Annotated in this window: 9 protein-coding genes; 5 read left to right on the forward strand and 4 right to left on the reverse strand. The window is 68.1% G+C overall.

What is annotated here, in order from left to right:
• Position 1: 1 nt before the first annotated feature.
• From ITP53_RS15250 to ITP53_RS15260, 3 genes are all read left to right on the forward strand, one after another.
• Entirely contained in the window at positions 2-1,564 is a 1,563-nt protein-coding gene (locus ITP53_RS15250; RefSeq protein ID WP_195896039.1) for a formyltransferase family protein, read from the forward strand.
• A 24-nt stretch (positions 1,565-1,588) separates the two neighbouring features.
• Positions 1,589-1,798: an MbtH family protein gene (locus ITP53_RS15255; RefSeq protein ID WP_195896040.1), complete on the forward strand. Its 210-nt coding sequence runs from the start codon at positions 1,589-1,591 to the stop codon at positions 1,796-1,798.
• Between the two features lie 121 nt (positions 1,799-1,919).
• Entirely contained in the window at positions 1,920-2,741 is an 822-nt protein-coding gene (locus ITP53_RS15260; protein WP_195896041.1) for a thioesterase II family protein, read from the forward strand.
• Between the two features lie 6 nt (positions 2,742-2,747).
• Here the strand turns inward: ITP53_RS15260 and ITP53_RS15265 are convergent, their stop codons facing one another.
• Genes ITP53_RS15265 through ITP53_RS15285 form a run of 4 tightly spaced genes read right to left on the reverse strand, consistent with a single transcriptional unit; the run spans position 2,748 to position 10,944 of the window.
• Entirely contained in the window at positions 2,748-9,275 is a 6,528-nt protein-coding gene (locus ITP53_RS15265) for an SDR family NAD(P)-dependent oxidoreductase (RefSeq protein ID WP_195896042.1), read from the reverse strand.
• Complete coding sequence (locus ITP53_RS61705; protein WP_236050836.1) at positions 9,272-10,192, reverse strand: alpha/beta hydrolase family protein; 921 nt, start codon at positions 10,190-10,192, stop codon at positions 9,272-9,274. Before ITP53_RS61705 ends, ITP53_RS15265 begins: the two co-directional genes overlap by 4 nt.
• 14 nt (positions 10,193-10,206) lie before the next feature.
• On the reverse strand, positions 10,207-10,512 hold the full coding sequence (locus ITP53_RS15280) for a hypothetical protein (protein ID WP_195896045.1): 306 nt from the start codon (positions 10,510-10,512) through the stop codon (positions 10,207-10,209).
• A 33-nt stretch (positions 10,513-10,545) separates the two neighbouring features.
• A complete protein-coding gene (locus ITP53_RS15285) occupies positions 10,546-10,944 on the reverse strand; it encodes a hypothetical protein (RefSeq protein WP_195896046.1) in 399 nt (132 codons plus the stop codon).
• 389 nt (positions 10,945-11,333) lie between these two features.
• Here ITP53_RS15285 and ITP53_RS61100 point away from each other — a divergent pair, with 389 nt between their 5' ends.
• Both ITP53_RS61100 and ITP53_RS15295 read left to right on the forward strand, forming a co-directional pair.
• The gene (locus tag ITP53_RS61100; RefSeq protein ID WP_407941245.1) at positions 11,334-11,957 is read left to right on the forward strand and encodes an IS110 family transposase; all 624 of its coding nucleotides are present in this window, start codon (positions 11,334-11,336) and stop codon (positions 11,955-11,957) included.
• A complete protein-coding gene (locus ITP53_RS15295) occupies positions 11,879-12,070 on the forward strand; it encodes a hypothetical protein (protein ID WP_195896050.1) in 192 nt (63 codons plus the stop codon). Before ITP53_RS61100 ends, ITP53_RS15295 begins: the two co-directional genes overlap by 79 nt.
• The last annotated feature ends 113 nt before the right edge of the window (positions 12,071-12,183 follow it).

A 12,183-nucleotide genomic window follows, 5' to 3' on the forward strand; every position in this document is an offset into this window, starting at 1 on the left:
CATGGCGGACGGACGTTTCAGCGCGTGGCTGGTCGGCTCAGGATCGCTGCTCGGCGCCTGCGGTGACCTGCTGCGCGCCCATGGTCACGACATCCAGGCGGTGGTCAGCACCGAGGCCGGTGCGATCGCGTGGGCCGGCGAGCATCGGATACGCGTGTTCGCCGACATGGCCGAGGCGCCCGTCCAACACCGCCCGGATCATCTGTTCAGCATCGCCCACAAGGCTATTCTCAGCGCGGACGACCTCGCGGTACCCACCGGAATGGCCATCAATTTCCACAGCTCACCCTTGCCGCACTACTCAGGCGTCGCCCAGACATCATGGGCGATTGTGGACGACGCACGCCAACACGGCGTCACCTGGCACCGCATGACCGTGGAGATCGACGGTGGCGACATCCTGGTGCAGCAACGGTTCCCGATCGACCCGGACGAAACCCTGCTCTCACTGAACATCAAGTGCTTCGACCACGGCCTGCGCACCTTCGAGACGCTGCTCAAGCAGCTCACGTCCGGAGACCTGCGGCCGACCCCACAGGAGCCCGGCGGCTGTTATCGCTCCAGATCGGACCGTCTGCCACACACCGGCATCATCACCTGGGATCGTTCCGCCGAGGAGCTGGAGCGCTGGTCGCGTGCCGGTCAAGCCGGTCCGTTCGACAACTCGTTCGGCGTGGTGAAGCTGACCCACCACGACGAGGTGGTCCTGGTACGCGCCGCCAGGTCCACCGGTCGTCCATCGACCCAGCCTCCAGGCACCATCGTCGAGGTCGTAGCGGGCAAGCCGGTGATCGCCACCAGGACCACCGACCTGGTCGCGGGCGATCCGGTCACGACCGGCGGGCACAAGCTCGACCCCTCCTTCTTCCAGGTGGGTACCATCCTGGCTGCACCCGCCCCCGAGCAACTGCACCGCATCGACGAGATAGGCAGGCAGGCCCATCGCTTCGAACCATTCTGGGTCGACCGCCTGGAGAGCGCCGCGATTCCCACCGGCAAACGCGGGTCCGGCCGATTCGTCAAGGCACACCAGGCCAACCCGCCCGCCGATCTGTCCACAAACAACGAACACACCGCACTGGCTGCGCTGCTGTGCGGCTGGCAGCGCCATCCCGGCCTACGCGGCGGCTTCGGGATGGACGACACCCCACCGCTGTGGAGCTCGCGCCGCGCCCAGCAACTGGTCGGCGATCTGTGGTCACATTGGAGCATCGTGCTCCCGGTGTCGGTGCCGGACCCGACCACCGGCTTCTCCGCCGCCGTCGAGGCGCTCGCCGCCGACCTCGCCCACGCCGAGCGCCGCGGCACCTTCATGCGCGATGTCGCCGGACGCCACCCGTCCTGCCACATCGGGGATCCGCCCCGGGCATCTGTAGTGGTGCTTCCTGACGCGGGGGAGTTGGCACACGTGTTCGCGGCCGTGGACACGGATCTCGTCATCGTTCGGCACGACGACGGCCACGTGGCCGCCTGGGGGCCCGCACATTCCGACCCGTTCGAGGTGGCCCAGCGCTTCATGGCGCTGCTCACCTTCATCGAAGAACAGCTTCGGCCAAAGTCATAACGGACAACAAGGAGGAGCAACACGATGTTTCAAGATGACGACAACCGCACCTATGTGGTCGTGATCAACCACGAGGAGCAGTATTCGATCTGGCCGGCCGACCGTGACCTGCCGGCGGGGTGGAAGCAGAGCGGCCCCACCGGCTCGAAGGCGGAGTGCCTGGCCCACATCAAGGAGGTGTGGACCGACATGCGTCCGCTGAGCCTGCGCAAGCACATGGCCGCGCACCCCTAACCTCTATGCCGGGTAGTCAGGGCAGAGAAACAAGCCAGAGCGGACTGGGTTTGCTTTCGTTGGGATGGCATGGGCGTGACGCAGGAGACAACCGGCTCATCAGGTCGCCATCGTTCGGCTAATGCGGCGCAGCGATGGTCTTGTCGGTGAACCGTCCGGCCACGAGTCTGTGACCGTGAACAGTTCGAGCAGTTCCTGGATCCGCATCCCGGTGCCCCGACCGCAAGCCCGGATTCGATTGTTTTGCCTACCCCACGCAGGGGGCGGCGCTTCCTCCTACACGGCATGGGCGCGCGGCCTGCCCACGCACATCGAGGTGTGCGCGGCACAGCTGCCCGGCCGGGAGACCCGCATCGAGGAGCCGGCCATCACCGACATTCACGCAATGGCGCGGACCCTGGCCGATGTGATGGCTGCTGCCGCGGATCTGCCCTTCGCCATCTTCGGGCACAGCATGGGCGCCGTCATTGCCTATGAAGTGGCGCAGGAGCTGCTGCGACGCGGCGGGCCACAACCCTTGCGGCTGTTCGCCTCCGGCGCGCGGGCGCCGCATCTCCCGCTCTCCGGCCCCCGGCTCGCCGACTTGCCCACCGACGAGCTCATCAGGGGCCTCGCAGCCATCGGTGGCATCCCGGTCGAGCTGCTGGACCGGCGTGAATATCTGGACCTCATCGTGCCTTCCCTGCGTGGTGACCTGATCATCGCGGAGAACCATCGCACCGGGGTCGGCGCGCCGCTGCCCTATCCGATCACGGGGCTGACCGGAGAGGACGACATCCATGTCCCACTTGAGCAAGTGCGCGAGTGGGAGCGCCACACCTCGGCCGCGTTCAAGGCGCTGGTCTTCCCCGGTGGCCACTTCTTCCACCGCGACCACATGGATCAGGTGCTCGCGGCCGTCGAGGGCGACATCTCTCTCGATGTCGCCCTCCGGCTGTCCTGATCCTCGCTATCGAGGCGCCGCCACGTCCCGGCGCAATCTCCCGACCAACTCGGTCAGCATCGGCTCGGTCAACAGGCGCTCGTGTGATCCGGTGATGACCTGACCCTCGGCCCGCGCGAAGCGCTGCCAGCCCAGGGTGTCGGCGCCGATCACCTCGGCGGACTCGCTGGTCGCGTAGACGTTCATCCGGCTGCCGAACTCGCCCGGCTGCCAACGGTGATAAGCGTTGCGGTTGTCGACGCCGACCAGCAGCAGCCGGGCCCGTCGCCGCACATCGGCGTTCGGCGACAGCAGGCGGTGCCCGCGCATCCACTCGGCCACCACGTCGACCCGATCGGCGAACCGTCCACTGTCGACCTCCGGCGGCAGGGACGTCATCGTCGCCGGGTCGGCGGTGATGCCGACGCCGGTCAGCAGTTCACGCATGGACTCGGCCATCAGCTCGGCGTTGTCGAAGAACGCCGAGCCGCGCTGTGGCGGGTACCCATCGATCGAGCCGACCCAAGCCACCTCGTCACCGCCGTCGACAAGGCGGCGGGCCACCTCGAACGCGAGCCCACCACCCATCGAATAGCCACCGACCAGGTAGGGCCCCTCCGACTGCACCGATTTGATCTCCGCGTGATAGCGCTCTACCAGATCCATAAAGGACAGTGGTTGCTCGGGATCCTCCACCAGACCGGGCGACTGCACGCCGAAGAGCGTGACACCAAGCCGTTCGCCCAGCCCGCGATAGCACAGCACGGTGCCTGCCAGGGGGTGGATGAGGAACAGCGACGCCGCACCGTCACCGCCCAACGGCACCACCACCGACGAGCCCTCCGAGCCCTGGGAGATCAGCTCGGCAAGGCGCTCGATCGTGGTCGAGGTCAACACCGCCTCCAGCGGCACCGACCGACCGAACCTTGCCTCCATCCCATCGACCAGATGCAGCGCGAGCAACGAATCGCCGCCGAGGTCGAAGAAGTCGTCGAAGACACCGACCCGCTCCAGGCCCAGAATCTCCGACCAGATCTCGACCAGAAGCGACTCCACGGCGGTGCGCGGCGCCACGAAGGCCGTCTTCAGCTCCGGCCGCGGATACCTCCGGGAGGACGTCTCGGGACGCTCGGCAACCGAATTCACCCAGTCCTCCAGCCGAGCATGGAGATCCGTGGTGGAGGTGACCAGGCGGGCCGGCGGCTCCCCCGTCACCATCCGCTCGAACAGGTCACCACCCTCCTCCGAGGTAAGGGCGTGCCGCTCCAAAGAGATGCCCAGCGGCGAGCCGGCCTCGGCCGTCTCATTCCGCCAGGCGTCCCAGTCGATCGCCATCCATCGATTCGGCCGGCCTCGCCGGGCCCGCTCGACGAAAGTGTCCACATAGGCGTTCGAGGCGGCGTAGGCCCCATAGCCAAGGCCGCCGAGCACGGCCGACACGGAACTCGCCAGTACGCAGAAGTCGAGCTCGTGATCGCCGAAGACCTGCCAGAGGGCGTCGGTCACGGCCAGCTTCGCCCGGAAGTTGCGATCGCACACCTCGTCGTCCAGGTCCGGCAGCAGCATCGCGTAGTCCTCATGCACCACACCGGCGGTGTTGACGACGCCGTGCACAGCGCCGAAGCGCTTCTCCGCAGCAGCCGTGACTTCCCGCAACGCGACCACATCGGTGATGTCGGCCCGCGCCGTCATCACCTCGGCGCCACAGTCGGTCAGCTCAGTAAGGAACGCCTCGTCGGTCCAGGCGCTGCGCTGCACCAGCACCAGTCGGGCCCGGGCCCGGCGCGCCAACCGGCGGGCGATGGCGCGGCCGATGACGCCACCGGCACCGAGCACCAGGAAGGTGCCGTGCTCCCGCAGCGTCGTACGTTCCGGGGGCTCCGGCAAACGCAGGGGGGCGTAATGCGGTACCCACCTATCGCTTCCACGAAGCGCCACCAGCGGACCGACCGCAGGCGAAAGGGCCTCGGCCGCCGCGCGATGGGCCGCCACCGGCACCGTGTCGACGCAGGTCGCCACATCGATGGTGCGGCACGTGAGGCCGAACAACTCCTGCTGCATCACCACCGCGAGCGCCCGCTGCATCGCCGCAAACGGGTTGAGGGCGCGCTCACCAGCGACCGCCTGACCGGCATCGGTGATCACCACGACCTCCTCCGCCACGTGCTCTGTCGCCAGGGTGCGGGCGAGGGCAAGCAGCGATCGATACCCGGTCAGATCCTCCACATCGGACCCTACGCAGTGGACGATCGTGGTAGGCGCGGTCGCCTCCGCCCGCAGCGCTCGCACCGACGCCATCAGATCGTCGTCGACGCCGAGCGGCACCACCCGGGCACCGATCGCGGACAGCCCGGCCACCAGTTCCTCGGCCAGCGCTGAGCCGTCGTGGATGACGAAGCAGTGCGTGCCCTGACGGGGATTGTCGCCGAGCACACGAGTCCAGGTCGGAAGGTAGACCGTGTCCCTTCGGTGCTCGTCGACGCCGGGCTGCTCGATCTCGACGAAGTAGCGACGTTTGTCGAAGGCGTAGGTCGGCAGTGGAATCCGGCGCCGACGCTTGCCCACATGAAGCCCCGACCAGGCGATCGACGCGCCGGCCAGCCAGGCCTCGGCCACGTCTCCTTCCCGCACGGTCGGACAGCCTGGGCCGGTTCGCCGGATCCGCAGCCGCGTGAGATCCCACGAACGAAGCGCGGTCACCGCGTCGGCCACATCGCGCGCCTCCAACGCCAGCCGCAGAGGCCGGGCACGCCGTCCCACCTGGAGGGTGAAGGCGACATCGGCCAGATTGAGGTCGCGATGCGCGTCGAGATGAGCGGCGAGCCGGTCCGCCGACTTCCGAAGCGACTCCTCTCCATCGGCGGACAGCACGATCAGCTCCGACGATCCGGGCGGGTCGCTCGGCGCGATCGCCGGAGCCTCCTCCAGCACCACGTGCGCGTTGGTGCCACCGACACCGAACGCGCTGACGCCCGCCCGCCGCCGCTCATAGCCCGCCGGCCACGGCGTAATCTCGGTGTTCACCCTGAACCCGCCGAACTCGATCTCGGGATTGGGCGCCCTGTAATGCAGACTCGGCGGGATCACTCCATTGCGGACGATCAGGGTCGCCTTGATGAATCCGGCCACTCCGGCCGCGGCGTCGAGGTGACCGATGTTGCTCTTCACCGAGCCGATGGCGCAGTTCACCTTCATATCACCGAAAGCCCGGTTGAGCGCCGAGAGTTCGATGGGGTCGCCCAGCGCCGTGCCCGTGCCGTGCGCCTCGACATAGCCGATCGAACGCGGATCGATCCGCGCCGTCCGATGCGCGGCTCGCAACACCGCCTCCTGCCCGGAGATGCTCGGTGCGGTGTAACCCACCTTGTCGGAACCGTCGTTGTTGGTCGCCGCACCGATGATGACGGCGTGTACCGTGTCACCGGCGGCCACGGCGTCGCGCAGCGGCCGGAGCACCACGAATCCCGAACCCATGCCCGGTGTCGTGCCGCCCGAGTCAGCGTCGAAGGCGCGGCACCGACCATCCGGTGAGGTGATGCCCCCAGGCGTGTAGTGGTAGCCGCTCGGATTCGCCGTCATGTTGGTGCCGCCCGCCACAGCGATGTCGCATTCGCCCATCGCCAGCGCCTTGGCCGCCGTGCAGACGGCCACCAGCGAGGTCGAGCAGGCGGTCTGCACCGACAACGCCGGCCCGCGCAGATTGAGCTTGTAGGCGGCGCGGGTGGCCGCGTGGTCCTTCTCGACGGCGAGCAGACCTTGCAGGTGGGTGAGCTCCGACTTGGCCGGATTCAGCGCCACGTTGAGCCAGCCATAAAGATTCAGGCCGGTACCTCCGAACAGCCCGATGCGGCCGGAGAACTGCTCGATGTCATAACCCGCGTCCTGCAGCGCGTCATGCGCCGTCTCCAGGAAGAAACGCTGCTGCGGGTCGACCAGCTCGGCCTCGCGACCACTCATGCCGAAGTAGCCCGCATCGAACAGATCGCCGCCACGCACCAGGCCTATCCGCCGCACATAGTTGCCGGCGTGGAACTCCTCCTCGGTCAGCCCGGCCGCGCGCAGCTCGTCATCGGTCAGCTCCTGCGTGCTGTCGACACCGTCGAGGAGGTTGCGCCAGAACTCGTCGGTACCGGCCGCGCCGGGGAACAGGCACGCCATCCCGATGACCGCCAACGGCGGAAAACCCTCCACCGGTTCCACCGGTTCGATCGTCGCCACGGTCGCAGCGGCCTCGACATCGCGACTGCCGATCATCCTCGCCAGCGAGCGCGCGGTGGGATGGGCGAACAGTTGCAGCAGCGGCAGCCTGCGGTCGAACTCCTTCGCGAGGGCCGCCTGCACCCGCACCATCGCCAACGAGTGCCCGCCGAGGTCGAAGAAGTTCACGTCGGGTGAAACCTGATCGAGCCCAAGCACCTCCCGCCAGACGGTGACCACCCGCTCGAGCACCTCGTCGTCGTCAGCGGCGTCGGCGGCGTCGGTGCCGTCCGCGCCGTGTGACCCGGTCTCCGGCCCGACCGACAGGCCTGGCACCAGCGCACCGTCGTCACGCCAACGGCAAAGGTCGTCGACCGGCACGCCTCCGATATGGACTATCCCGGGGCGACGGACCGGCACCGGATGCCCGGCCCCGTCCAATAGTCGTATCTCCACACCTTCGATCGGCAGCGCCGACAGACCATCGCTCGCCACGATGGCGCATGGCAGGCCTGCGGGGGTGTACACGGCGATCCGTCGCCGGGCGGACACGTCCGGGATCGGAGCGCCGAGCTTCGGGACCATGGCCAGGGCGACCGCTGGCTGCGTGTTTCCTTCGATATGGACGGTGCCGCCCCAGCACAGCGGACCCAGCAGTTCGAGAAGGTCGCCAGCCGCCATCGCGGACAACTCCTCGTCGGAGAGCGCTTCGCGCAGCCAGTGCACTGCCGCAGCCGCATGGTCACCGGTAAACAATTCCGGCAAGGCTAGCGAGCCGCCAGCCATCAGGATGCCGAACAGGCCAGCCGCTCTGTCCTCGAGGGTCTCTGCAGTCAGCGGGACCGGTTCACCCGGTCGGAGGTCACGCTCGTGCAGTCGGTCGGCGAACTCTTGTGCCGCGGTAAACACCTCCGCGTAGGTCGTCGTGCGCTCGGGGGTGCGGATGGCCGGCGCGTCCGGACGGCGCCGGGTCTGTAATTCGAGGAGACGGCCGACCGGAGTATGCGTCTCGCTCCACGCCTCCGGCTCCATCGGGTCGACCAGCTCCAACTGTGACAGACGCCGGTCGGGATCCTTGGCGACGGCGACCAAGAGCCGGATCAGCTGGCTGCCGAACAGCTCCATGGTGCGCGGCTCGAACAGCCCGGCAAGATACTCCAACCGGCAAACGATGCCCTGCGGATCCGCATAGGCGTCCAGCAGGATGTCGAATTTGGAGGTCTCGTTGGTCAGCAGCTCCAGCGTGCCATCCAGGCCAGGCAGCGTGACGTCGTCGGAGGGCACGTTCTGGTAGACGAACATCACCTGGAACAGCGGCGCCCGGCTCATGTCGCGGGGCACCTCGAGAGCGGCCACCACCTGCTCGAACGGCGGGTCCTGATGTTCGAGCGCGCCCAGCGCAGTGTCCCTGGCCCGGCGCAGCACCTCACGGAACGTGGGGTCGCCGCTCAGGTCGGTGCGCAACACCAGGGTGTTGAGGAAGCATCCGATCACCGAGTCGAGTTCGGGGCGGGTGCGGCCCGCCACGGAGGTGCCGATAAGCACGTCGTCGGTGCCGGTGAGCCGGGCCAGCAGCATGTCGAGGCCCGCGAGCAGCATCATGAAGGTGGTCGCCTGCTCCTGCGCGAGCATCGGCTTCAGCCGGTCGACGACCTCGGCCGGGATGACGAAGGTGTGCCGGGCGCCCGCCACCGGGTCCGCCTGGCCACGGGCGAAGTCGCCGGGCAGCTCACTGGACACCGCGCCGGCCAGCTTGTCGCACCAGTAGTCGAGCGCCGCGCGATCGGCGCCCTCCTCGACCCGCTCGCGCTGCCACACCGCGAAGTCCGGGTACTGGATCTCCGGTTCGGGCAGGTCGGCCGAGTGGCCCTCGATCGCGGCGCGATAGCTCCCGGCCAGCTCCCGCAGCAGCACATCCTGCGCCCATCCATCGCAGACGATGTGGTGCAGCGCCAACAGCATCACCGTCTCGTCGTCGGTCTCGCGCATCGCCGACGCCCTGATCAACCGGTCGTGCGCGATGTCGAAGGGTGTGTACCGGAAGGCATCCACCCGCCGGTCCACCTCGCTCGCCCGCTCGGTCGCGGGCATCGCCCGCAGGTCGTCCACTTCGAACCCGATCGGCCACGAGTCGCGGACCACCTGCCTCGGCGTGCCGTCGATCACCGAGAAGTACGTGCGCAGGGCGTCGTGGCGGGCCACGACGTCGTTCAGCGCGGCCCGCATGGCGGGTTCGTCGAACTCGCCGCGCAGCCGCAGCACCATAGCGATGTTGTAGGTCGGCGAGTCGGGATGCAACTCGTGGACGAACCACAGCCGTTCCTGTGCGAAGGAGAGCGGGAAGATGTACTCGATCATGCCTCGTCCCTTCCGGCGATCCGGAGCTCGCCGCAGAAAACATCCTGGTAATGCCGTAGTTCCCGGGTGAGGGAGGCGTCGATGGTGGCCGCCTTGCGGAATCCGTGGCCCTCGCCCTCGAAGAAGACACAGGTCACAAGGTCTGAGGGCACCCGCGAGCGGCACAGCTCGACCTGCTCGGGGCGGCAGATGGTGTCGGCAAGGCCCTGCTGGATCAGCAGCGGGGCACGCAGCCCGGCGCCACGATGCGACGGCGAACGGCGGCGGAACTCGGCCGCGTCCTCGATCGGATCGCCCACCATCGACAGCAGATAGTGGGACTCGAAGTCGTGTGTGCCGGAGCCATGCCATAAGGGCAGGTCGAGGACGGATAGGAGCTGCACCCGGCCGCGTAGAGGTCGTCGGATGCGGTCAGCGCCACCGCGGTGGTCCACCCGCTCGCGCTGCCGCCGCGAATGGCCACCGGGCGGGGGTCGATGGCGCCCTCGGCAACGAGTGCCCCGCACCACGGCGGCGCAGTCGGCGACCTCGAGCACGCCCCATTGTCCGATCAGCCGGTCGCGATGGGCGCCGCCGCGTCTGGTGGACCCGCCGTGCTGCACGTCGACCACGAGGAAGCCGCGGCTCGTGAAGAACGTGATCTCCTGACGACGGGTCAGGTGGCTGCGGTAGGTGGATTCACCGTGGACGAACACCACGCACGGCGGCAGCTCATCCGTCGCCGCGATGCGTCGGCCGTCTGTCGCCACCGAGGCCCACTCGGTAAAGGACGAGGCGACGTCGGTGAGGCGGCCGACGTGGAGTACGCCGAGGGACATCTCACCGTCACCGTGCACCACCGCGAGTCGCCCGTCGTTCAGCGGCGCACACCAGCGCCAGCCGATGCGCCACAACGCGTCCGCGAAGTCGTGTGGCATTGGGCAGAGCGCCATCACCGACCGGTCCGGTCGCAGGGCGGCGGGGGTTCCACCAGCCGGATCGGTCGGTGATGGCGAGCAGTGTCCGGCTCGGACGGTGACCACTCGACCTGGGAGATCGACTCGCCGGGACCGCCGATCCAGACCTGCGGCTCGAACAGCGTGCCGTCGGCACGCACGGTCGCCACCTCCCAGCCGAGCCGGGCGACGCGGTCGCCGCCGGTCGACAGGCGGGGACCGGTCAGGAACCGGTGCGTGGCGGCCAGCACCCGGATCCGCCCGAGGTCGGTGGACGCCGAACCGTCGAGCGGGAACGCCACAGGGCTGCGCGCCGCAGCCTCCTCGCGGAGGCATCACACCTCCGACTCGCGCCAGATCGTGAAGTCGCCGTAGCGGACGCCCTCCGCAACGGGTGTCAGCGGCCGAACCTCGCCATCCGGGAACGGGCGATGAACCCGGCCGTCTGCGACATCGCTGAAGACCACGCCGTCCGCGCCGACCGGAGCCCAGGGCCGGACACCATATTCGATGATCCGTGACCGAACGTGTCGGCCGGGCAGCAGCTCGGTGATGTGATCGCCATCGAAGGCCATCAGGGCGTCCCGGCCGTCGTCAATCGGAAGGTTCTCGACCCAACACTCACGGTGACCGACGAAGTCGATCCACTCCACCGTCGCATCGACGGCGGCAACATCGAGACCCGTCATCGGCGACGGCCACCGTCCGAAGGGCGCGATGATGGAAGCGGTCATGAATATCTCCCCGTGACGGCCGAATGTCTCAGGATTTCAACAGAATCGGAAAGCGAAGTCCATGCCTCGCAAGCCACGCGTGGTGATGCGATTACATCGGAGTGGCAGACCAGGGTCGTACCACGAGTTTGGTGCCGACGGTCACGGAGCTGTTTCTCGTGGCCACCAGCCGGGAACCGCCGCCGGATGATCATCAAGGCCGTGGCGATCGCTCCTTAAGAGATCCTGGGTAGGCAGCCCTTTGACGGGTTGTCACCTCTCGGCCCGGCGGGTGCATGGCCTGCGATCGGATCGCCGCTTGACGGCTCGCGTGCAGTGGCGCCGGCCCCGCCGGGACGAGGGCGTCGAGATCGGCATCAGGAAAGAGCCCCGTCTTGAGGGCCGCAGTAATGAGCTTCCGGCAGACGTCCTCACCGAACCCCCTTGAGGTGACCTGCAGCGGAAGGAGTCACACCGTGGGATGGGACTGGGGTAGTCAGCGGCACGCGGTCACCGTACTGGATGAGACCGGCGCCACCACCCAGCGATGGAACCTCAGTCACACCGAAGACGGCATCACCACCACCCTGCGCCGCCTGGCCTCCTACGGCGATCCCACTCAGGCGCCCGTCGCGATTGAGACCAGCAAGGGACTGGTCGTCGACCGGCGGCTGGCCGCCGGGCACCCGGTCGTGGCCATCCACCCTGGCACCTTCACCGCGATGCGTCCCCGCTGGGGCGCCTCCCGCGCCAAGAGCGACGCCTTCGACAGCTTCATGCTGGCCGACCTGCTCCGCTCCGGCGCACCCCACCTGCGGTTCCTCACCCCACCAAGGCGCATACGCTGGAGATCCAAGCCCTGTCACGCCAGCGCAGCGACCTCGTCGCCGCCCGCGTCAGCGCCGTCAACCAGCTGCGGGCCCTGCTGGAGGCGCACTGGCCTGGCGCTGCTCGTTTGTTCTCTCACCTGGACTCCGACATCTCGCTGTCGTTCCTGGAACGCTTCCCCAGCCCGCAATCGGCCGCCAAGCTGAACGCCACCACGATGACGGCGTTCCTGCGCCGATGCCGCTACACCGGCGGCAAGTCCGGTGCCGAACTCGTCGAACGCCTGCGCCAGGCACCCAAGCCCGCTAGTACTACATAGCTAGATCTGTAGGACCTGTAGGCGCAGGTGCCGCTTGAAGTGGTGCCTGCGTGCTCGAGCTTGGTGGCTGCGACGCTGCTCGGACCAGTAAAGTCCCAGCTCAACAGCGTGAT

The sequence above is a fragment of the Nonomuraea cypriaca genome (assembly GCF_015645445.1).
GTDB lineage: Bacteria > Actinomycetota > Actinomycetes > Streptosporangiales > Streptosporangiaceae > Nonomuraea > Nonomuraea cypriaca.

What these genes read in the sequence shown, in the direction of transcription:
- ITP53_RS15250 (WP_195896039.1), top strand. Translation starts at nt 2, where the DNA reads ATGGCGGACGGACGTTTCAGCGCGTGGCTGGTCGGCTCAGGATCGCTG.
- ITP53_RS15255 (WP_195896040.1), top strand. Translation starts at nt 1,589, where the DNA reads ATGTTTCAAGATGACGACAACCGCACCTATGTGGTCGTGATCAACCAC.
- ITP53_RS15260 (WP_195896041.1), top strand. Translation starts at nt 1,920, where the DNA reads ATGCGGCGCAGCGATGGTCTTGTCGGTGAACCGTCCGGCCACGAGTCT.
- ITP53_RS15265 (WP_195896042.1), bottom strand. Translation starts at nt 9,275, where the DNA reads ATGATCGAGTACATCTTCCCGCTCTCCTTCGCACAGGAACGGCTGTGG.
- ITP53_RS61705 (WP_236050836.1), bottom strand. Translation starts at nt 10,192, where the DNA reads ATGCCACACGACTTCGCGGACGCGTTGTGGCGCATCGGCTGGCGCTGG.
- ITP53_RS15285 (WP_195896046.1), bottom strand. Translation starts at nt 10,944, where the DNA reads ATGACCGCTTCCATCATCGCGCCCTTCGGACGGTGGCCGTCGCCGATG.
- ITP53_RS61100 (WP_407941245.1), top strand. Translation starts at nt 11,334, where the DNA reads ATGAGCTTCCGGCAGACGTCCTCACCGAACCCCCTTGAGGTGACCTGC.